The organism is Pyxidicoccus trucidator (assembly GCF_010894435.1).
GTDB classification, from domain to species: Bacteria; Myxococcota; Myxococcia; order Myxococcales; family Myxococcaceae; genus Myxococcus; species Myxococcus trucidator.
In genome coordinates this window covers 89,550-111,170 of the sequence record NZ_JAAIXZ010000022.1, presented here as the reverse complement: position 1 = coordinate 111,170, position 21,621 = coordinate 89,550, and the positions used below count along the sequence as shown (strand labels likewise).

Sequence of the window (21,621 nt, the reverse complement as noted above, 5' to 3'; positions counted from 1 at the left end):
CCGGGCACTGGTAGAGTTCCCGGATGCGTCGGAACCCCCGGTCGTCCCGTGGCAGCGTGGTGCGTGTCCTGGTGTGGATTGTGAGCAGCATCCTGCTGCTCACCGTCGTCGCGGCGGTGGGCGCCGATATGTGGCTCCGCGGGAAGTACGAGCCCAAGCTCGATGCGTTCCGCGAGGACCTCACCGCGAACGTGGACCTGTTCTGCGAGCAGCAGGAGCAGCTCGCCGCGGACCCGTGGTTCCAGGAGCCGCGCACCGGGGGCGACGCGGGGCCCCTCCTCAATGCCTGGCTGGGATGGGATCCGGCGCCGACGATGCCGGCGGACTCCCCGCTCCAGCTTCCCGCGTCGCTGGCGGGCAAGAAGGACTGGGACGACCTGCTCGCGTCGGAGGTGGACTTCTCCGCCCTGGACTTCGGCTGGATGCGCCAGCTCCACGCGTATGACTACTGGGACACCCTCGAGAACACTCCCACTCCCCTCCAGCAGCCGTACGCCTACATGACGGCCGCCGTGCCGAACTTCATCCCCTTGCAGAGCTGGGCGAAGTTCCGGCTGGTTCACGGCCTCCGGACCGGACAGCCCGTGGAGGCCGCGCGGGACGTGCGACACCTCGCGTGGCTCGCGTATCGCTCGGACACCCTGCTGGGGGCAATGATCGCCACCGCCCTGCTCGGCATCGAGCGCAAGGCCCACGAGTCGATGACGGCGCCACCGCCGGAGTGGCGTCCGATGAGCCTCGAACAGAACGAGCGCATGCGCGCGGTCCTCTGGAGCAGCATGTCCTTCTCCAGCATCGCCGCGCCCACCGCGGTGGCCCGGAAGGCACGTCACTGCGGCTCGGCCCTCAGCCGCTGCATCGGCCTGACCGAGGCCACCGGCATGGCCCGCTACCTCAAGCCCTTCGCGGAGGGCCCCTACCGTCAGGCCTACGAGGCCCTCGATGCGGAGCTCGCGTCGGCCCCCTGCCCGACCTCGCTCGCACGAACCATCTGGGAGCACGGCGCAACCCTGGACGATGCGCCGGCCGCCGGCAGCGACATGCCCGACCCGTCCCAGTGGATGCGCGAGCTCCCGGGCGAGTATCCCCGCAAGCACATCGCCGGCATCCTGCTGGCAATCGGCACCCAGGACCTCGACCGCCTCAAGAAGCTCCGCACCGGGACTCCCGCGCCGGCCGCCGCCGACGCCACTCCCTGAGCGCGCGGCGGGGGCGCGCCGTCGTGCCCAGGACATCTACGACGCACGTCGTTGACAGATACGACGGACATCGTAATAGTCCCCACATGACTCCCGTTCCGCCGCAACCCACGCGGGCCGAGCTGGCCATCCTTCGGGTCCTCTGGAAGCTGGGCCCCTGCACGGTGCGACAGGTGCACGAGTCGCTCCGCGACACCCAGGACAAGGACACCGGCTACACCACGGTCCTCAAGCTCCTCCAGAACATGACGGAGAAGGGCATCGTCCAGCGCGACGAGAGCGAGCGCACCCACGTCTATGAGCCCGCCATCAGCGAGAAGCGCACCCAGCGTGACCTGCTGCGCGACCTCATGGACCGGGCCTTCGGCGGCTCGGCGACCACGCTGGTGGCGCAGGCCCTCTCCATGAAGCGGGCCTCCGCCGAGGAGCTGGCGGAGATTCGCAAGCTGCTGGACGAGCACGAGAAGCGGGGGAAGTAAATGGACGCACTACACGCGCTATCCCAGCAACCCCTCTTCCTCGCGCTGGAGCAGGCCCTGCTCGGCTTCCTGTGGCAGGGCGCCGCCGTGGCCCTCGTCGTCGCGGGGCTGCTGGCCCTCATCCCCGAGCGCTCGTCTCGCGCCCGCTATGCCACCGCCTGTCTCGGGCTGCTGGCCATGGCCGTGCTCCCGGCGGTCTCCTTCTTCTCCGCGCTCACCGAGGCCGCCCGCGTCGTCTTCGCGCAGGCCGTCGTACCCAGCGCCGCCGACGCCACCGTCTCCGCCGACGCCACCTTCATGGTGATGGCGGTGCCCGCGCCGCTGGGGGGCTCGGACTTCCTGGAGACGCTGCGCCCCTGGCTCCTGCCGGCCTGGTGCTGCGGCGTGCTGCTGCTCTCCCTGCGCACCCTGCTGGCCTGGACGATGACGCAGCGGCTGTCGCGCCGTCAGACGCTGGAGGCCGCCAGCCCCTGGCATGACGCCCTCTCGCGCGCCCTGGCCCGCATGCGCATGACGACCCCGGTGCGCCTGCTGGCTTCCGCCAGCGTCGAGGTGCCCATGGTCATCGGCCTGTGGCGCCCCCTCATCCTCGTGCCCGCCAGCGCCATGACGGGGCTGAGCGCCTCCCAGCTGGAGGCCATCCTCTCCCACGAGCTGGCCCACATCCGCCGGCACGACTACCTCGTCAACCTCCTCCAGTCCTTCGTCGAGACGCTCCTCTTCTACCACCCGGCCGTCTGGTGGCTGTCCCACCGCATCCGCGAGGAGCGCGAGCACTGCGCCGATGACCTCGCCGTCCACTGCTGCGGCGACGCCTACCTCTACGCGCGCGCCCTGGCCCACATCGAGCAACTGCGCCTGACGCCCTCGCCCCAGCCGGCGATTGGCGCGGGCGGTGGCTCGCTGCTGCTGCGCGTGCGCCGCCTGCTCGTCGCCTCCGAGGCCCAGGCTCCGCGCCGGCCCTGGCGACTGGCCAGCGGGCTTGGGAGCGCGGTGCTCGCGGTGGTGCTGGGCACTTCGCAGCTTCCCGAGACAGCGCGGGCGGAGCCGGCCTCCAGCGACGCGTCGGCCACCGTGTCCCCGTCCCTGGAAGAGCGCATCCTCCCGGGGCGCCCCCCGGCGGCGCCCCGGCTCCTCGCGGTCCCCGTCGCCTCCCCGCCCCCGAGCCCCGTGCCCGCCCGCGTGGCGCGCCCGCCCGTGCGCTCCGTGTCGAAGGAGCCGCGTGCTCCCATGGTGAAGCCCCGCGCCCCGCGCTCCGCGCCGCTGCTCATCCCGGACACGGGCGCCATCGTCCGCACGGAGCTGCCGCGCGTCCCCTACACGCTGGACGCCGAGCCCTCCGCCCCTGTCGTGGAGGTCGCCGCGCCCGTGCTGGAGGCCCCGGCGGCCCCGGTGGCCGTCGCCGTCGCCCCCACGCCTCCGCCCGCGGTGGACACGAAGCCCGTGGTCCTCGACCTGGGGCCCGGCATCACCCCGCCCCGCTTCGTCTCCGGGGAGCGCTTCCACTACCGCGACCTCACGTATGGCCTCCGGGCCCAGGTGGGCTCCTTCCCCCGAGGCTCCGTCGTCACCCGCTGCACCATCACCACCGAGGGCACCGTCACCGACTGCAAGCCGCTGCAGGTGCTGGGGGGACTGGAAGAGGGCGTCATCCGCACGCTCACCACGTGGCGCTACGAGCCCGCCCTGCGCAATGGGAAGCCCGTGGCGGTGCACTACGTGTTCGACGTCTGGTTCACCAACAACCCCGGAGGTGGCCGCACGGAGCCGCCGGGTGGGCAGCTCGCGAGCCTGACCTTCGACCAGGTCCAGGGCGGCGCGGGCGACCATTCCTGCATGATCTGCTCCCGGTTCGACAAGGACGGCCGCATCCTGCACCGCTCGGGCGGCAGCTTCTGAGGGGCGGCCCTACCGCGCCACCGGCAGCCGGAGGATGAAGCGGGCGCCACCGCCCGGCGCCGCGCCCACCTCCAGCGTCCCGCCATGCTGGGTGACGATGGCGTGGACGATGGACAGGCCCAGCCCCGAGCCCTGCGCCTTCGTGGTGAAGAAGGGCTCGAAGATGCGCTCCCGCACCTCCTTCGGGACTCCCGGCCCGGCGTCGTCCACGGTGAGCCACACCCGCCCGCCCTCGTGCCCCGCGGACACCGTCACCGCGCTGCCCGCGGGCGTCGCCTCCAGCGCGTTGAGGCACAGGTTGATGAGCACCTGGCGCAGCCGCTCCTCCTCGCCGGCCACCGGCGGCAGCTCCGCTTCCAGCGGGGCCTGCTCCAGCCTCACCTTGCGCGACTCGGCCTGACCGCTCAGGAGGTCCACCACACGGCGCAGCAGCTCGCGCACGTCCACCGGGGCCGGGCGGAACTCGCGGGGCCGGGCGAACTGGAGGAAGTCCTCCAGGATGTGGTCCAGCCGGCGAATCTCGTCCCGCACCAGCAGCAGCGGCTCCAGCAGCGGGCCCTGCTGGCCTTCCGGCAGCCGCCGCAGCCGGCGCTCCAGCACGGAGAGCTGCAGCGCCGCCGCGTTCAGCGGGTTGCGAATCTCGTGGGACAGGCCCGCCGTCATCGTCCCCACCGCGGCCAGCTTCTCCGTCATCTGCGCGCGCCGCGCCAGCTCGCGCTTCTCGCCGTGCAGCCGCACCTGGCGCATGGCCTGCTCCAGCGTGAGCAGCAGCTCCTGCGGCGCGCAGGGCTTCATGAGGTAGGCGCACGCGCCCGCGCGCACCGCCGCCACCGCCGTCTCCAGCGTGGCGAAGCCGGTGAGCAGCACCACCTCCGAGTCCGGCGCGCCCTCCTTCAGCTCCGCCGCCAGCGCGGTGCCGTCCCCATCCGGCAGGCGCAGGTCCACCAGCGCCACGTCGAAGCCCTCCTTCGCGCGCTCGTGGGCGGCCCGGCAGCTGGACGCGGCGCGCACGGCGTAGCCCGCGTCGCCCAGCAGCTCGTGCAGGTTGTCGAGGAAGGCGGCGTTGTCATCCACCACCAGCACGCGAGGCGGGGACTGGGGGGCGAGCTCACTCATGGGACACGGGAGGCACGCGAGGCGTGCACGGTTTCCAGCGCCTGGAGCAGCACGCCGGAGTCGAAGGGCTTGGAGAAGACGCCCGAGGCGCCCTCCATCGGCGCCACGTCCGGATAGGCCGTCATGATGAAGATGGGCAGGTGGGGGAAGCGCGCGCGCAGCCGCCGCAGCGCCTCGCCGTCCGGGCCTCCGGGCACGCGCAGGTCCACCAGCGCGGCGAAGGGCTCCATGCAGGCGATGCGCTCCGCGTCCAGCACCGAGGCCGCCGTCACGCACGAGAAGCCTCGCGAGCGCAGCAGCTCGGTGAGGTTGTCGCTCAGCGCCGGGTCGTCCTCCACCAGCACCACCAGCCCGTCCCGGCGGGCGCAGGAGAGCAGCCCCACCAGCGTGGGGATGGGCACGGGCTTGGGCAGCACCGCGAACAGCCCCTCGCGCCGCGCCGTCTCCAGGTCGTCCTCGCGGGGGTACGCGGTGATGACCACCGCGGCCAGCCCCGGGTCCACCCGGCGCAGGTGGTGCACCGCGTCCGCGCCGGACATGCCGGGCATGCGCATGTCCGTCAGCAGCGCGTCGAAGCGCGTGGTGCGCGCCAGCCGCAGGGCCTCGTCACCGCTGGTGACGACGGTGGCCTGGTTGCCCTCGTCGCGAAGAATCTCCGCGAGGTTCTCCGCGAACGCGCGGTTGTCATCCAGCAGAAGGTACTGACGCATTCGCGTCCTCCGCGGGCAGGAGGGGAAGCCGGAGCACGAAGCGCGCGCCGGCACCGTCACGAGGCTGATAGGAGATGCCGCCGCCGTGCCGCTCCAGGATGCGCTTGACGAGGGGCAGGCCCAGGCCGATGCCACGCGCCTTCGTGGTCATCAGCGGCTCGAAGAGGCGGCGGCGGATGGTGTCGCTCACGCCGGGGCCCGAGTCCTCCAGCACCAGCTCCACCATTCCCTTGTCCGGCGCGGCGGCGGACAGGGAGATGGAGCCGCCCGACTCCTCCAGCGCCTGCACCGCGTTCTCCAGCAGGTTGACGAACACCTGGCGCAGCTGGCCCGCGTCCCCCTGGACGGCCGGGAGCGCGGCGAGCCCCTCCTCGCGCACGGCCACGGACTCCGGCCGCTGCACGGCGTTGAGGGCTTCCTGCCACACCTCGTCCAGCCACACCTCCTGCCGCTGGAGGGGCCTGTCCCGAATCATGTCCAGCAAGTCGGAGACGATGCGGTTGGCGATGCCCACCTGCTCGCCGATGCGGACCAGGTGCTTGGCGGTGCGCTCGTCCACGGCGCCCGGGCGGCCCTTGAGGATGTAGAGCGACGTCTCGATGACGCCCAGCGGGTTGCGCAGCTCGTGGCCGATGGAGCCCACGAGCTGGCCGAAGGTGGACAGCCGCTCGTTGCGCGCCTGCTGCGCCAGCAGGTCCTCGCGGTAGGTGTGGAGCATGATGGCCAGCTCCAGGTCGAGAATCTTCCCCAGCGCCGTGCGCGCCGCCCGCAGCGCCTGCGGCTTGTCCAGGTACGCCTCGTCGATGAGGCCGTTGAGCTCCTGGCGCAGGACGTTCATCGCGCCGAACATGTAGTGCTGTGGCAGGGAGATGCGCACGTGCATGCGGCCGATGCGGCAGCGCAGCTCGTAGTAGGCCTCGTCCCACGGGCCGCTCATGAGCTGGCTCATCCAGATTTCCAGCGTGCCCCGGAGGTGGCCCACCTGGCTCTCGCCCCCCTCCAGCGCCTGGCGCGCCCCCTCGTGCTCCAGGATGCGGTCGTAGAAGACGCGGGCAATGCGGGGGAAGTGCGGCTTCGCGATGGCATGCAGGGCGACGAGGGCACGCTCGTCCTCCACGCCGAAGCCCACGTACCGTTTCAATTCCTCGAGCAGGGTTTCCGCCATGATTTCCAGGGGTGGAGCCTAACCGCACAGAACGTCCGGGCGCTGGGAGATTGTCCCGGCGCGGGTGCGTCGTCGGGCGCCTCTAGCCGGCCTGCTCCGGCGCCGTGACGAGAGGCAGGGCCTCCACCGCGCAGCCGGCCCGCCGGGCCACCTCCAACAACAGCAGTTCCCGGTGCACGCGCAGGTCCAACCGCCGCCGCTGCTGGTGCTTCAGGAAGTGGAGGCCGTGGACCACCTCGCGCATCGTCGCCTCCCCCGACGCCAGCCCCAGGAGCGCCGCGCCCAGGGCCTCCTCGGCCACCGGCAGCAGCTGGTTCTCGTGCGCGTCCAGCCGACGCTCCAACGCGGCCAGCTCCGCCAGCAGCCGCTCCACCTCCGGCGGCAGCGCGGCGGCCCGGCCCGTGCGCGCGAAGACGAGGCCCACCAGCGCCTCGCGGTCCATCACCCCGTCGCGTGTCCAGGGCGCGGGGCGTTCGCCCTCGAGCACGTGGAAGTCCGGGTCCATCCGGCCGTGCCCTGCCAGCAGCTCCGTGCGCGCGTCTGCCAGCGCGAGCAGCTCTCCGTCCGCCGCCAGCGCCTCCGCGTCCAGCATCACCCGCTCGTGCGCGAACACCATTTCCGGAGGCGCCTCGGCGGTGAGCTGGATGAGCCGCTCCAGGAACTCGCGCACGCCCTCCTCCACCTCGCGCGCCTCGCGGTTGTGGCGCAGCCAGAGCCGCACCCGCGCCACGTCGCGGCCCGGCGACTCCAGGAAGCCCGCCAGGGACACCTCGCGCGAGCGGGGCGCCGGCGCCTTCACGGCCTCCTTGCGCGGAAGGGCCAGGAGGGGAGAGCCGGGCTCCAGGCCGCTCGCCTCCCCCACGCTCGCGGTGAGCAGCAGGCAGAGGCACACCGGAATCGCGTCACGCAAGGCCATGAGGTCTCCCATCGGCCGGCCCACCGGGCCTGGCACCCGGGCCTTGAGCAAGCCTCGCGCCACGTGCCGGTGAAGGCAGGGGCGACGGCGCCAGACGCAGAAACCGCGCGCCGCACGGTGGACGCGCAAGACTTGCGCCGGCCGGAGGGCAGGCGGGCGCGGGCCCCTTCCGAAACCATCCGCAGAGGTCCACCTCCCAAGGGAGGCCCGCCGACACGCCACCTACACGGGCCCAGGGGAGTGCATGGCCCGGGATGGGGACGCCATCGAACAGGACCGTGAGCGGCTGAGGCTCGCCGTGGAGGCCACCGGCCTTGGCACGTGGGACTACGACCCGCGCACGGGACAGCTGACCTGGGACGCTCGGGCGAAGGCCCTCTTCGGCCTTCCGCCCGACACGCCCATGGGCCTGGAGGACTTCCTGCGGCGCGTCTACCCCGAGGACCGGGTGAAGACGCAGGCCGCCATCCGACAGGCGCTGCGACCGGAGGGAGACGGCCACTACTCCCTGGAGTACCGCATCTCCACCCCGCGGGGCGTGCGCTGGGTCGCCGCCAACGGGCGGACCTTCTTCGACGGAGAAGGCCGGCCGGCGCGCTTCCTGGGCACGCTGGTGGACGTCACCGAGCGGGTGCGCAACCGGGACGAGGCGGCGCGCGCCCAGCTCCACCGGGCGCGGCTGCTGGAGAACATGTCCGACGGCTACTACGCCTTCGACCGGGAGTGGCGGCTCACCGACGTGAATCCCCGGGCCGAGCAGGTGCTGGGCGTGCGGCGTGAGCGCAGCGTGGGCCGCTTCTTCCACGAGGTGTTCCCCGAGTCACATGAAACGGAGCTGGAGCGGCACTTCCGGCGGGTCATCGACGCGGGGGCCCCCGACTCGTTCGAGACGCTGTACGTCCCCTGGAATCGCTGGTTCGAGGTGCGCGCCCATCCGACGGAGGACGGGGGCCTGTCCGTCTTCTTCCACGACATCACCGAGCGCAAGCGCGAGGCCGCGGAGCGCGAGCGGATGCTGCGCGAGCACGAGCGCGCGGTGGAGGTGCTGGAGCACGGGGACGCGATGTTCGTGCTCGACCGGGATTTCCGCTTCGTGCTGGTGAACGAGAACCAGCAGCGCCTGTCGCGGACGCGGCGCGAGGAGACGCTGGGGCGCCTCTTCTGGGAGGTGTTCCCGGACTCCGCGAATCCCGACTCGCCCTTCTGGGTGGAGTACCACCGCGTGGTGGAGGAGCGGGTGTCCGTCCGGTTCGACGCGTACTACGCGCCGCTGGACCAGTGGACGAGCATCAGCGCCTACCCCACGCGCGAGGGCGGCGTCGCCGTCTTCGCCCGGGACGTCACCGAGCAGAAGCGCGTGGAGCAGTTCCAGGACCGGCTGCTGGGCATCGTCGGCCATGACCTGCGCAACCCGCTGAGCAACATCTCCCTCACCGCGCAATTGCTCCTGCGGCGAGAAGGCGTGCCGGAGTCGGTGATGGAGGGGGTGCGACGCATCTCCACCAGCGGGGACCGGATGGCGCGGATGATCAACGACCTGCTGGACTTCACACGCGCGTCCGTGGGCGGCGGCATCCCCCTGGAGCGGCGGTCCACGGACCTGTGCGCGCTGGTGCAGGACACCGTGGCGGAGTTCGAGCTGACGTACCCGGGGCGGGTCGCCCTGTCCTGCGCACGAGGCACGCACGCCGGGGATTGGGACCCGGACCGGCTGGCCCAGGTGGTGTCCAACCTGGTGGGCAACGCACTCGTACACGGAGATGTGGTGGCCCCCGTGCGGGTGGAGCTGCGGGAGGACGGCCCGGACGTGGTGCTGACCGTCCACAACCGTGGAACGCCCGTGCCGGCGGAGCTGCTGCCCCACATCTTCGACCCCTTCAAGCAGGCCCCGGGAAACGGTGGCCGGCGGGGCCTGGGGCTGGGGCTCTACATCGTCCAGCAGCTCGTGCTGGCCCACGGCGGGAGCATCACCGTCCGCTCGTCCTCGACCCATGGCACCGAGTTCTCGGTGCGGCTGCCCCGCGCCCTCGCGATGGAGGACTGCGCCTACCCGGGGTGAGCCGGTGAGGGATTGCGCGCTCCCGCTGGAGCCGACCCCGGAGGAGCGCCCGCCGGACAGGCCGCGCCCGGCCCCCAGGCAGTCAGGCGGGCGTCACCGGCTCGTTCAGTCGGCGACGGAGGCGGTGCCCGCCTGCCCGGGCGTGCCCATGCTGAACGGGCTGATGGACCTTTGACCGAGCGAGGAGACACGACACATGGCTGGACCGCAGACCACGCCTGGCGCCCCCGTGAAGAACCCGGAGCCGGCCCCGGCGCCCGAGCGCGAGCCGCCCACCCGACAGCCGCCGGAAATCGAGCCCCCCACGCGCGCGCCGCCGGAAATCGAACCGCCCCAGCATCCGGACATCACTCCGCCCGGCATCCATGACCCGCCCATGCCCACCCAGCCGGGCAAGCCCGAAATCATCGCGTAGGCGGGGCCCGCCCGTACCCCCCGCGTGTCCCAGGGTAGGGGACAGGCGCGCCCCGCGCGCCCCGTTCCCCTCCCCTCCCAAGGTGTCCAGGTTCCTCTCATGAGGGTTCGTCCCGAGGTGGGGCGGGAGGAGCGGAACATGCGAGGGCCGGAGTTCCTGGACCGATACGAGGGAGGCCGTGTGCTCGCGGACCTGTTGCGGCACTACGCGCACCAGCCGGACGCACTGGTGCTGGCACTGCCGAGGGGCGGCGTGCCGGTGGGCTACGTGGTGGCGCGCCAGCTGGGCGTGCCGATGGACGTGTTCCTCGTGCGCAAGCTGGGGGCGCCCCGGCACGAGGAGCTGGCCATGGGGGCCATCGCCTCCGGGGGCATGCGCGTCATCAACCGCGAGGTGGTGGAGGAGCTGAGCATCTCCCGGGAGCAGATTGACGCCACCGCCGAGCGCGAGGGCCGGGAGCTCCAGCGGCGCGAGCTGCGCTACCGCGACGGGCGCGCGCCTCCGGACGTGCGCGGGCGCACCGTCATCCTCGTGGATGACGGCCTGGCCACCGGAACCACCATGCGTGCCGCCGTGGCCGCGCTCCGCCAGCAGGCGCCCGCCCGCATCGTCGTCGCCGTGCCGGTGGGGGCCGTCGAGTCCTGCGAGGACCTGGCCGCCGAGGCGGACGAGGTCATCTGCGCTCGGATGCCGGAGCCCTTCTACGCCGTGGGGCTGTGGTTCCGCGACTTCGCGCAGACCTCGGACGAGGAGGTGCGGGAGCTGCTGGCCCGCGCTGTCTCGGAGGCGGGCGCGGGCGTGGAGCAGCCTCCGGCGCCCTAGCAGGCGTGCACGCCATCGCGATCCACATCGTCAAGAACCACATCGTCGTGTCTCCTCCTCGCTCACGTCGAACGAGGGGCCCTGGAATCGACAGGCCCGGCTTTTTTCGCCAACGCCTCCAAGTGCTTGGAATATCTGGGCCTGGAGGGCCCGTTTCCCCGCCCGCCGGCCCACCGGGGCGCCAGTCCGGAAGTCCATCGGCAACAGTCCGGCCACGGATTCCGGTTTAGGCTCGCGCGGCTTCGCCCGTCCCCCATGCAAGAGTCCCCCTCCCTCCGTCAGTTGCTGCTGGCCGTCCTCGGGGCCACGGCCCTCACCGCCCTCCTCGCCTGGGTGAGCTGGCGCGCGGGAGCGGAGAGCCCCCTGGCCCGCGTCCTCACCCCGGCGGCGCTGGTGCTGCTCACCACCGGCACGCTGGCCCTGGCGTGGGACCGCGCGCGGCAGCGCACCCACCGCGAGCGCGACGCCGCCCTGCGCAGCGCCGGTGACGCCAGCGCCCTGCGCGAGGCCGTCATGGACGTCACGCCCGTGGGCTTCGCCTTCTTCGACCGCCGGCTGCGCTACGTCCACGTCAACACCGCGCTGGCGGCGATGAATGGCCTGCCCGCCAGCCGCCACCTGGGCCACCACGTCACCGAGGTGATGCCCGAGTTGGGCCGGCTCCTCGCGCCGCGCCTCCAGCAGGCCCTGGAGACCGACACCCCCATCCAGGACACGTGCCTGGAGGTGGAGACGCCCGCCGCGCCCGGCGAGCCCCGCTTCTGGTTCGGCAGCTACTCGCGAGTGCGCGGCGCGGGCGGCGAGGTGCTGGGCGTCATCGCCGCCCTGTCCGAGCTGACCGAGCGCATGCGCGCGGAGCAGAGCCTCCAGGAGCACGAGGGGCGGCTGGACGTGCTCACCCGCTCGCTGCCGGACTACCTCTGGGGCGGCAAGCTGCGCGGCGGGGTGCTGCGCGACTTCTACTGCACGCCCGTCATCGAGCGCACCACCGGCTACCCCGCCACCGCCTTCGTCCGGCCCGGCCCCGACGGCGGCCCGCCGCCCCTCTGGGCGGAGATGATCCACCCCGAGGACCGCGCCCGCTACCGCGCCTGCATCGAGGGGCTCGCCCCCGGCGCGGAGGCGGAGCTGGAGCACCGCCTCATCTGCGCCGACGGCCGGGTGCGCTGGGTGCGCAGCCGCGCCGCCGCGTCCGCGATGGACTCGCAGCGCGAGGTGCACGTGGGCTGCGTCGTCACCGACGTCACCGACCGGCGCCTCGCGGACGACCTGCGCCAGCGCCTGCACGAGAGCTTCCGCCGCTCCGCGCAGGAGTGGCGCCGCACCTTCGACGCCGTCACCTCGCCCCTGCTCGTCCTCGGCCCGGATGGCACCATCCAGCGCCTCAACGCCGCCGCCATCGCCCTCTTCGAGGGGATGGACCCGTCCGGCCAGCCCCTGTCCACGGCGCCCCATACGCCCCTGCGCTCCAGCGGCCTGCTCCTGGTGGAGCTGCTGCGCCGCACCCACGGCAGCGCCGCCCGCGAGGTGACGGACCCGCAGTCGCGCCGCACCTGGGAGGTATCCGCCGCGTGGGTGGACGAGGCAGGAGGCGAGGACTCGCGCATCATCCTGGTGGCCACCGAGGTGACGCGCCTGCTGGAGCTGCAGGCCAGCGTGCGCCGCAGCGAGACGATGGCCGTCATGGGCGCCATCGTCGCCGGCGTGGCCCACGAGGTGCGCAATCCCCTCTTCTCCATCTCCGCCGTGGTGGACGCGGTGGAGGCGACCTTCGGCGAGCGCGCCGAGCTCAAGCCGTACCTGGAAGTCCTGCGCGGCGAGGTGAAGCGCCTCAACCACCTCACGCAGGAGCTGTTCGAGTACGGCCGCCCCACCCGGGGCGAGTGGGTGGAGGGAGGCGTGCGGCCGGTGGTGGAGGACGCCCTGTCCGCGTGCACGCTGGCCGGAGAGAAGGCCGGCGTGGCGGTGGTGCGCGAGCTGGCCCCGGAGCTGCCGCTGGTGCGCATGGACGCGCGGCGGCTGTTCCACGTCTTCCGCAACGTGGTGGAGAACGCGGTGCAGCACTCGCCCGCGGGCACCACCGTGCACGTGGCCACGGAGGTGGTGGAGGAGGCGGGCCGCCCCTGGGTGTGCTGCACCGTGCGCGACGGCGGCCCGGGCTTCCGCGAGGAGGACCTGCCGCACGTCTTCGAGCCCTTCTTCAGCAAGCGCCGGGGCGGCACCGGCCTGGGCCTGTCCATCGTCCAGCGCATCCTGGAGGAGCACCAGGGCCTCATCCGCCTGCGCAACCATGGGTCAGGAGGCGCGGAGGTGACGCTCCTCCTGCCGGCGGTTTCCTCGCCTCCGGCGACCCAAACCGTAGACTCCCTGGCCTCATGACGCGCACCCGAATCCTCCTCGTGGACGACGAGCCCGGCATCCGCCTGGGCATGCGGGGCTACCTCACCGCCCACGGGTTCGACGTGGACGAGGCGTCCAGCCTCGCCGAGGCGCAGGAGGCCTTCCGCACCACGCGCCCCGACGTGGCCGTGGTGGACTACCGCCTGACGGACGGCACCGCGCTGGAGCTGCTGCCGCGCCTCAAGGAGCTGGACGCGTCCGTGCCGCTGGTGGTGCTCACCGGCCATGGCTCGATTGAGCTGGCGGTGCAGGCCGTGAAGGAGGGCGCGGAGCAGTTCCTCACCAAGCCGGTGGAGCTGAGCGTCCTCAAGGTGGTGCTGGAGCGGCTGGTGGCGCAGCGCCGCGAGCGGCTGAAACAGCGCGCGGACCGCTCGCGCACGGCACAGACGACGGTGAATCCCTTCCTGGGCACCAGCGTCGCCATCCGCGTCCTCCAGGGCCAGGCCGAGCGCGTGCTCCAGAGCGACGCCCCGGTGCTCGTCACCGGCGAGACGGGCAGCGGCAAGAGCGTGCTCGCCCGCTGGCTGCACGAGGGCGGCCCGCGCGCGGACGCGCCCTTCGTGGACCTCAACTGCGCGGCGCTGTCCAAGGACTTGCTGGACTCGGAGCTGTTCGGCCACGAGAAGGGCGCCTTCACCGGCGCCGTCACCGCGAAGCAGGGCCTGCTGGAAGTCGCGGACCAGGGCACCCTCTTCATGGACGAGATTGGCGACATGGACGTGGCCGTCCAGCCCAAGCTGCTGAAGGTGCTGGAGGAGAAGCGCTTCCGGCGGCTGGGCGACGTGCGCGACAGGCGCGTGGACGTGCGCCTCATCGCCGCCACCCACCAGGACCTGGGCGTCGCCGCGCGCGAGAAGCGCTTCCGCAGCGACCTCTACTTCCGCATCAGCACCCTCATCCTCCACGTGCCCGCGCTGCGCGAGCGCCCGGAGGACATCCCCGTCATCGCCCGGCACTTCCTGGAGGAGCTGGGCACCTCGCGCGGCCGTGCCGGCGTGGCCCTGCAGCCCGATGCCGAGGCCGCCCTGGCGCGCTACCCGTGGCCCGGCAACATCCGCGAGCTGCGCAACGTGCTGGAGCGCGCCGTGCTGCTGTCCGGCGGAGGCCCGCTGTCCCCGAATGACCTGCGCTTCGAAGTCACGCCCGACGAGGCCGGCGCGGAGGAGGACCTCACCCTGGAGGAGCTGGAGCGCCGCCACATCGAGCGCGTCCTGCGCCGCGAGAATGGCCACGTGGAGCGCGCCGCCGCCAGGCTCGGCATCCCCCGCTCCTCCCTCTATGAGCGGCTAAAACGTTTGGGCATCAACAAATCCGGATTCCAGAAGTCGGATCCGTAATCTGGACGACCCCCGGGCGGGCGGGCCCGGCGCGCCGCGCAAGTGTCGGAAATACCTGGGGCCGGGTGCCCATGGACCCGTGGCCCCGACCTTGCTCACGGCTCCGGCCCGTGACCCAGAACCTCCTGATAGTCGATGACGAATCGTCCCTCTGCTGGGTCCTGGGCCAGTTCTTCGCCAGCGCCGGCTACCGGGTGGACTCCGCCCAGGCGCTGGACGAGGCGCTGGACCTGATGACGACGGGCCGGTACGACCTCATCATCAGTGACTTGCGTCTGAGCGGCACGCAGTCGGAGGAGGGGCTGCTGCTGGCGGACTTCGTGCGCCGCTTCTCCCCGGACACCCGGGTGGTGCTGCTCACCGCCTTCGCCACGCAGGAAATCACGGACAAGGCCCGGGGCCTGGGCGTGGACCTGGTGCTGCCCAAACCCCAACCCCTGCCTGCGCTGGCCCAACACGTCTCCCAGCTCCTCACGGCCTCCCGGTGAGCCCCATGAACGGCCAATGCAATTCGGACCCCCGTCAGCCGCCTCCCGCCCCCCCGGCCATCGTGCCGGGCGGCCCCCGGGAGGGGCAGGACCGCACTGACGACGCCAAGGCGGCGGGCGCAGACCCCGACAAGGTGCCTTTCAACTTCGAGCCCGGCTCGCGGGGCGCTGAGGGCATCGCCTCGTTCTCACAGGCCTGGCACGCGCTGCTCCGCCGGGTGGCCCACGCGCGACGGTGGGCCTCGGTGGTTGCGGGAATGGTGCTGGCGCTGGCGGTGCCCGGCGGCCTGGCGCTGGCGCAGCCCGAGGCCTCGCAGGCCATCGACGTGCAGCAGTACAAGCCGGGTCCGGGCGCCCATGACGTGCTCGGCCTGCACGGCGCGCGCGTGGGGCCGCACCTGGGCTGGAACCTGGGGCTGTCGCTCAACTACGCGGATGACCCGCTCAACGTGCTGGACCCGCGGCAGGACGCGTTCGTCTACCGAATCGTCGACAGCCAGCTCACGTTGGACTTGATGGGCGCCATCGCCCTGTTCGACAGGCTGGAGCTGGGTGTGGCGCTGCCCATCTCCACCACGACGTCCGAGCCGGCCGGCGCCATCTCCCCCACCTTCGCCAGCGGCGTGAAGGCCACGGGCGTGGGCGACCTGCGGCTGGTGCCCAAGGCGCGGCTGCTGTCCACCGAGGGCGGACTGGACGTGGCCGTGGTGGCGCCGGTGACGCTGCCCACCGCGGGCGCGGACGGCTTCCTGGGCTCGGACGGGCTGACCTTCCAGCCCCGCGTGGTGGCGGACTGGGCCGATACGCGGCTGCGCCTGCTGGCCAACGTGGGCTTCAACCTGCGGCGCGAGGCCCGGCTGCGCAACCTGCGCGTGGGCTCGGAGCTGGCCTACGGCGTGGGCGCGCAGGTGGCGCTGACGCAGGCGCTGTCCGCGGAGGCCACGCTGGCGGGCGCGCTGGGCCTGAAGGAGACGAACACGGAGGAGCGGCCGCTGGAGGTGCTCGCCGCGCTGAAGTACCAGTTCCGGGACGGGCTGGCCGCGCATGTGGGCGCCGGGCCGGGCCTCACCCGGGGCTATGGGACGCCGGGCTTCCGCGTGCTCGCGGGGCTGGCGTGGACCCAGTCCGCGTCCGCCTCCGCGCCCTCGAAGTCCACCGCCACCTGCGCGCTGGGGCCCGAGGACTTCGACGGCTTCCAGGACGAGGATGGCTGCCTGGACGCGGACGACGACGGGGACGGCATCCTCGACGGTCCGGACGTGTGCCCGGGCGAGGCGGAGACGCGCAACGACTTCCAGGACGCGGACGGCTGCCCGGATGACCCCGAGGCCTGGAAGCCCGTGGGCACGAATGGCCAGCCCGTGGCGCCCCTGGTGCTGCGGCCCGAGGCGGCGGACACGGACGGAGATGGCCTGCTGGACCTGGAAGACAGGTGCCCGAAGGCGGCCGAGGACGTGGACGGCTTCGAGGACGGGGACGGCTGCCCGGACCTGGACAATGACCGCGACGGCGTGGCGGACGCGGCGGACGCGTGCCCGCTGGAGGCCGAGGTCATCAACGGCACAAAGGACGAAGACGGGTGCCCGGACAAGGGGCAGGCGCAGGTGCGCGTGGAGAGCTCGCGCATCGTCATCCTGGGCAAGGTGCACTTCGCCACGGGCAAGGACGTCATCCTCGCGAAGTCCTTCCCGCTCTTGCAGCAGGTGGCCTCGGTGCTCAAGGCCAACCCCCAGCTCGAGCAGGTGCGCGTGGAGGGCCACACGGATGACCAGGGCTCCGATGTGAAGAACCTGGACCTGTCGCAGCGCCGCGCCAACAACGTGCGGGGCTTCCTGCTGCAAGCGGGCATCGCGCCCGAGCGACTGGAGGCGGTGGGCCACGGCGAGACGAAGCCGGTGGACACCAACACGACGGCGAAGGGCCGCGAGAACAACCGCCGCGTGGAGTTCAACATCGTGAAGGTCGCCGAGCCGTCGGCGGAAGGAGGCACGCCGTGAAGCGGACCGCTCCGTGGGTGATGGCACTGGTGCTGGGGGCCACCTCCCCTGCCCTCGCGGCGGGCGCGGGTGAGCCCTGTGGCGGGCTGCGCTTCGAGAACGGGCGCGTGGAGACAGGCCGGCCGCTGGCTCCGAAGGGGCCGGAGACGGAGGCGTGTCTGAAGCACGTGGCCGAGGCCCTCAAGGCTCGGCCCGCCATCCGCTCGATAACGGTGGCGGCGCGGCTGCCGGACGTGGAGCGGCTGGAGGGCCAGGGGCTCGCGGTGGCGAAGGCCGCGGCGGAGGTGCTGGTGGCGGCGGGCTTGCCCCGCACGCGCGTGTCGGCGGTGGCGCCGCCGGCCGTGCCGGGTGAGCCGGGGCAGCTCCAGCTCGCCTTCATCGAGCGTCCCTCCCAGCCCGCGGTGGCGCGGGTGCGGGCCGCCAGCGGCGACGTGTCCGCGGGCCCCGCGCCGGCGGAGCTGCGCCCGAGGGCCACGGGCGACGCGCTCTATGCGGGAGAGCTGTTCCACACGGGCGCGGAGGCCCGGGCGGAGCTGCTGCTGGCGGATGGCAGCACGGTTCAGGTGATGGAGGGCAGCCTGGTGCGGGTGGGCGCCGTCGAGCTGATGGCCAACCTGCGGCGCAAGGTGCAGTTGGAGCTGCTGCGCGGCACGGTGGAGACGGCCGCGGCGCCCGGTGGCGAGGGCTCGCTCTTCGAGGTGCGCACGCGCGGCGCGGTGGCCGGCGTGCGCGGCACCCACTTCCGCGTGTCCGCGCAGGACGACGGCATGAGCCGCCTGGAGACGCTGGAGGGCAAGGTGGCCCTCATCGGCAAGAAGGGTGACCTGGACGTCGTCGGCGGGTATGGCTCGCGGGCAATGCCAGACTCGGAGCCGGAGCCCGTCCGACCGCTGCTGGTGGCGCCCACGCTGGCCGACCCGCGTGGCGGCACGTTCCGCGCGGCCCCCAAGCTGTCCTGGTGGACGGTGACCGGGGCGAAGACCTACCGCGTGGAATTGGCGCGCACGGCGGACTTCGCCGCGGGCGTGCAGACCTACGTCTCTCCGGCCACGGAGCTGGAGGTGCCGGGCTCTCGCGAGGGCAAGTGGTTCTGGCGGGTGCTGGCGGTGGACGCGGACGGCTTCGTCGGCTTCCCCTCGAAGATCTTCGCCTTCGACGTCCGGCCCTGAGCCGTATGATGGCGCGGCCCTCCTTCCGGGAGGCCCCCGCCCATGACGCCCACCCCCGTCGAGCAGCCCCTCAGCGGTTCCAACCCCAGGCTCCCGCGCAGCGCCCCGTGGCGGGCGCTGGGCGCGCTGGTGGGCGTGGGGCTGGCGTGCGTGACGGCGGCGACGGGCGGCGCGCCGGGCTTCCTGGAGCGCGGCCTCTATGACACGGCCGTGAGCCGGCTGCTTCCCCGGGTGCCGCCGACGGCGGACCTGGTGCTGGTGGAGGTGGACGACCGGGCGCTCGCGGCGCTGGGCGAGCGCTGGCCGCTGTCGCGCGCGACGTGGGCCCGCGCCTTCCGCGCCATGGCGGCGCAACGCCCGGCGGCGGTGGCGGTGGACGTGGTGTTCGACCAGCCCGGGCCTCGCGAGGCGCTGGAGCTGGGTGAGGACGTGCTGCAGGCCCTCCAGGAGTCCGGCCTCGCGGCCCAGCCCGCGGGCGCGGCGCTGGTGGCGGAGCTGGAGACGCGGCTGCATGCGCAGGACGGCGACGCGCGGCTGGCCGAGGCGCTCTCCGAGGGGGATGGCGTCATCCTCGGGGCGGCGGCGCTGACGGGCGACGTGCCGGTGATGGCTCCGCTGGAAGACGGCGCGCCGGGCACTCCCCTGTCCCTGCCCGTGGAGACCCTGCGGCTCCAGGCGCCGTCGGTGGCGGGCAGCATTGCCCCGCTGCGCATGGCGGCGCGAGGCAGCGGCACGCTGAACATGCTGGTGGACGGTGACGGCGTCATCCGCCGCTACCCCTACGCGGTGAACGTCGGCGGCCGGGCGTGGCCGTCGCTGGCGCTGGCCACCGCGCTGCACCTGCTGCCCGAGCGGTCCGTATCATTAATAGGGGCCGCGACCACGGACCGGGGCGCGCCGCTGATGCCACTGCCCCGCCCGGGCTGGCTGCCCCACGTGAGCCTGGCGGACGTGCTGCACGCGGACCCGGAGTCGGTGGGGCTGGACCTGGCGCTGCGCGGGAAGACTGTCTTCGTGGGCGTCACCGCGACGGGCCTGCACGGCCAGATAACGCTGCCCGGACAGGTCGCCGTGCCCGGCGTGGAGATTCACGCCTTCGCCCTGGACAACCTCCGCTCGGGCCGGCTGCTGCGCTCGTCGGGCATCGTCGCCTGGGCGGGCGTGCTGGAGACGGCGGCTGTCCTGCTGGCCTTCTTGCTGCTCTCCCGTCGCGCTCGCTCCCCGGGCGCGGTGCTCCGGGCCGCGCTGCTGCCGGGCGTGGTGCACGTGGCCCTGGTGGGGTGGCTGGCCGCGGACCTGGGCTGGGTGATGCCGCTGGTCCCCGCGTGCGTGGGACTGGTGCTGATGCTGGTGGTGGACTCGGTGACGCGTGGCGAGGAGCTGGGCCGGCAGCGGAGCGCTTTGCGCCGGCTGTTCGTCCGCTACCCACGGCCTCCGTCCGGGCCGCCACCCGCCTCCGCCTGACACACGCGGGCCTCAGGCCGTGATTCCACTGTTGCCGGGAAACCCCTGTAACTCCCGTACAGCAGGGCCCTGCTTCCCCGCTTGGGCGCGTCGGCAACCGGGTATCCATGGCAGCATCCAAAGGACATGGCTCCCTACGCACTCATCGCCGAGCCTGACCCGACGCGCGCCGCCGGACTCCTCGCCCTCATCACCGGAGAGGGGCTGGAGGGAGTGGTGGCCCGCGACGGCGCCGAGGCGCAGGAGGTGGTGCGGCAGCGCAACGCGCCCCTGTTGCTGGTCACCGACCTGGCCCTTCCGCGGGTGGATGGGTTCGCCCTGCTGACGTGGCTGCGCGAGCGCGGCGACGCGACGGGCACGCAGGTGGTGGTGGTGACGGCCTTCGACGAGCTGCGCGTCCGCGCCTGGCAGCTCAAGGAAGCGCTGGGCATCCACTCGCTGCTGAGCCGCCGTGCCGCGCCGGAGTTGATGAAGGACACGGTGAAGCGCGTCCTCGCCGGCCAGCGCTCCACGCCCCCCTTCCTGGGAGAGCCCACCACCGAGCCCGAGGGTCCGAGGCTGGCGCGCATCGACTCGATGCGGCTGGTGGACGAGGGGCCGCCGGACGCGGAGCTGCAAGCGCTGGTCGCCGAGGTGGCGCAGGCCTTCGGCGTGCCGGTGGCGCTGCTGTCGCTGGTGCTGGGAGACCGGCAGTGGTTCAAGGCGCACGTGGGGCTGCCGCCGTCGCTGGCGAAAGACAGGGGGACGCCCCGGGACTGGGCCTTCTGTCACCACGTGGTGCAGGGCCGCGAGTCGCTGGTGGTGCCGGACGCCGCGCGCCATCCCGTGTTCCGCGACAACCCGCTGGTGCGCGAAGGCATCGTGGGCAGCTACGCGGGCGCGCCGCTGCTGACGTCCACCGGCGAGGTGCTGGGCTCGCTGTGCGTCATCGACACGCGACCGCTGATGCTCGGCGCGGAGGACCTGGCGGCCCTGCGCGAGCTGGCCCGGCGCGTGGCGGAGGACCTGGAGCAGAAGGCGCGCGCGCGACAGGGGGCGCAGCTCCAGGCCCAGCAGGCGGGACAGGCCCGGCAGCCGCCACTCCCGGAGGGAGGGGCGCTGGAGCTGCTTCGGGAGGCGGTGCGGGCGCTGGACGTGCCGGCGCTGCTGGTGGCCCCGGGACGCCGGCCCTACGCGGGCAACGGAGCACTGGCGGACCTGCTGGGCCTTCCGGCCGAGCGCATCCCCGGCATGTCCCTGGAGACCTTCTGCCAGCACGTGGCGGGGCTGACGGCGGACCCGGCGGCCACGCTGAGGCAGCTCGACCTGGCCTCCGAGTCGTCGCGGGGACTGCACCTGACGCTGGCGCTGGAGCGTCCCCAGCCGCGCCGGCTGCGGTGGGTGGCCCGTCCCTTCCCGGTGCCGGGAGGCGTAGCGCAGATGCTGACGCTGTCGGACCTCGGTGGCGCGCCTCCGCCGCGAGAGGAGCGTGAGCGGCTTCCGCGCATGGACGCGCTGACGGGGCTGGACACGCGGCGTGTGGGCGAGGAACGGCTGCTGCGGGAGATTGGCCGCTGCCGGCGGGACGGCGTGCCCTTCAGCGTGCTGTTGGTGGACCTGGTGGGGCTGGGCCGCATCAACATGGAGCGCGGCTTCGACACGGGGGACGCGGCGCTGCGCGACGTGGCCCGCCGACTGGAGGGCCTGCGCGCGCCGCCGGGCTTCGCGGTGCGGTGGGAGGGCGGAGCCCTGCTGCTCGCGCTCCCTGGCATCGACGCGGAGGCCGCGGAGGCCGTGCGCCAGCGGCTCCACGCCGTGCTCGGGACGCCCAAGGTCGTGTCCGCCTCCGTCTCAGTGGAGGGCGAGGAGGACCCGCAGAGCACCCTCGCGAGGGCACAGGCGGCGCTGACCCGGGCCAAGGCGGAGCTGCGGTCCTCGCACCCGGGGTGAGCCGTCGCGCGGGTCGGTGTATGAAGGAGGGAGCTTCCGCGCGTCCCGCGGAAGAGG

Annotated in this window: 17 protein-coding genes; 13 read left to right on the top strand and 4 right to left on the bottom strand. The window is 73.1% G+C overall.

The window, feature by feature from the left end:
- Positions 1–23: 23 nt before the first annotated feature.
- The 3 genes from G4D85_RS40955 (at position 24) to G4D85_RS40945 (ending at position 3,577) form a co-directional block, all read left to right on the top strand.
- Positions 24–1,199: a hypothetical protein gene (locus tag G4D85_RS40955; protein ID WP_164019699.1), complete on the top strand. Its 1,176-nt coding sequence runs from the start codon at positions 24–26 to the stop codon at positions 1,197–1,199.
- Between the two features lie 86 nt (positions 1,200–1,285).
- Positions 1,286–1,678 carry a BlaI/MecI/CopY family transcriptional regulator gene (locus G4D85_RS40950; RefSeq protein WP_164019698.1) on the top strand — a complete coding sequence of 131 codons (393 nt, stop codon included), beginning with the start codon at positions 1,286–1,288 and terminating at the stop codon, positions 1,676–1,678.
- Entirely contained in the window at positions 1,679–3,577 is a 1,899-nt protein-coding gene (locus G4D85_RS40945) for a M56 family metallopeptidase (protein WP_164019697.1), read from the top strand. It begins immediately after the preceding gene.
- Positions 3,578–3,586: 9 nt separating this feature from the next.
- Here the strand turns inward: G4D85_RS40945 and G4D85_RS40940 are convergent, their stop codons facing one another.
- The 4 genes from G4D85_RS40940 to G4D85_RS40925 all read right to left on the bottom strand — a co-directional run bounded on the left by G4D85_RS40940 (position 3,587) and on the right by G4D85_RS40925 (position 7,484).
- On the bottom strand, positions 3,587–4,693 hold the full coding sequence (locus tag G4D85_RS40940) for a sensor histidine kinase (RefSeq protein WP_164019696.1): 1,107 nt from the start codon (positions 4,691–4,693) through the stop codon (positions 3,587–3,589).
- The gene (locus tag G4D85_RS40935) at positions 4,690–5,403 is read right to left on the bottom strand and encodes a response regulator (RefSeq protein ID WP_164019695.1); all 714 of its coding nucleotides are present in this window, start codon (positions 5,401–5,403) and stop codon (positions 4,690–4,692) included. Before G4D85_RS40935 ends, G4D85_RS40940 begins: the two co-directional genes overlap by 4 nt.
- A complete protein-coding gene (locus tag G4D85_RS40930) occupies positions 5,378–6,568 on the bottom strand; it encodes a protoglobin domain-containing protein (protein WP_164019694.1) in 1,191 nt (396 codons plus the stop codon). Before G4D85_RS40930 ends, G4D85_RS40935 begins: the two co-directional genes overlap by 26 nt.
- 82 nt (positions 6,569–6,650) lie before the next feature.
- Positions 6,651–7,484 (bottom strand): hypothetical protein, encoded by an 834-nt coding sequence (locus tag G4D85_RS40925; RefSeq protein WP_164019693.1) that lies wholly within the window; start codon positions 7,482–7,484, stop codon positions 6,651–6,653.
- 244 nt (positions 7,485–7,728) lie between these two features.
- Here G4D85_RS40925 and G4D85_RS40920 point away from each other — a divergent pair, with 244 nt between their 5' ends.
- The 10 genes from G4D85_RS40920 to G4D85_RS50480 all read left to right on the top strand — a co-directional run bounded on the left by G4D85_RS40920 (position 7,729) and on the right by G4D85_RS50480 (position 21,564).
- Complete coding sequence (locus G4D85_RS40920; protein ID WP_164019692.1) at positions 7,729–9,543, top strand: sensor histidine kinase; 1,815 nt, start codon at positions 7,729–7,731, stop codon at positions 9,541–9,543.
- Positions 9,544–9,739: 196 nt separating this feature from the next.
- The gene (locus tag G4D85_RS40915; protein WP_164019691.1) at positions 9,740–9,958 is read left to right on the top strand and encodes a hypothetical protein; all 219 of its coding nucleotides are present in this window, start codon (positions 9,740–9,742) and stop codon (positions 9,956–9,958) included.
- 99 nt (positions 9,959–10,057) lie between these two features.
- Positions 10,058–10,780, top strand: coding sequence for a phosphoribosyltransferase (locus tag G4D85_RS40910; RefSeq protein ID WP_240359801.1), 723 nt, complete (start codon positions 10,058–10,060; stop codon positions 10,778–10,780).
- 255 nt (positions 10,781–11,035) lie between these two features.
- The gene (locus G4D85_RS40905; RefSeq protein ID WP_164019690.1) at positions 11,036–13,159 is read left to right on the top strand and encodes a PAS domain-containing sensor histidine kinase; all 2,124 of its coding nucleotides are present in this window, start codon (positions 11,036–11,038) and stop codon (positions 13,157–13,159) included.
- Positions 13,156–14,517 carry a sigma-54-dependent transcriptional regulator gene (locus G4D85_RS40900; protein ID WP_164019689.1) on the top strand — a complete coding sequence of 454 codons (1,362 nt, stop codon included), beginning with the start codon at positions 13,156–13,158 and terminating at the stop codon, positions 14,515–14,517. Before G4D85_RS40905 ends, G4D85_RS40900 begins: the two co-directional genes overlap by 4 nt.
- Positions 14,518–14,627: 110 nt before the next feature.
- Positions 14,628–15,005 (top strand): response regulator, encoded by a 378-nt coding sequence (locus tag G4D85_RS40895; RefSeq protein ID WP_240359800.1) that lies wholly within the window; start codon positions 14,628–14,630, stop codon positions 15,003–15,005.
- 5 nt (positions 15,006–15,010) lie between these two features.
- On the top strand, positions 15,011–17,002 hold the full coding sequence (locus G4D85_RS40890; protein ID WP_240359799.1) for an OmpA family protein: 1,992 nt from the start codon (positions 15,011–15,013) through the stop codon (positions 17,000–17,002).
- Entirely contained in the window at positions 16,999–18,171 is a 1,173-nt protein-coding gene (locus tag G4D85_RS40885; protein WP_164019687.1) for a FecR family protein, read from the top strand. The genes G4D85_RS40890 and G4D85_RS40885 overlap by 4 nt, the downstream gene beginning before the upstream one ends.
- A gap of 42 nt (positions 18,172–18,213) precedes the next feature.
- Positions 18,214–19,635 (top strand): CHASE2 domain-containing protein, encoded by a 1,422-nt coding sequence (locus G4D85_RS40880; RefSeq protein WP_164019686.1) that lies wholly within the window; start codon positions 18,214–18,216, stop codon positions 19,633–19,635.
- Positions 19,636–19,761: 126 nt separating this feature from the next.
- Positions 19,762–21,564 (top strand): diguanylate cyclase domain-containing protein, encoded by a 1,803-nt coding sequence (locus tag G4D85_RS50480; RefSeq protein WP_164019685.1) that lies wholly within the window; start codon positions 19,762–19,764, stop codon positions 21,562–21,564.
- Positions 21,565–21,621: the final 57 nt, after the last annotated feature.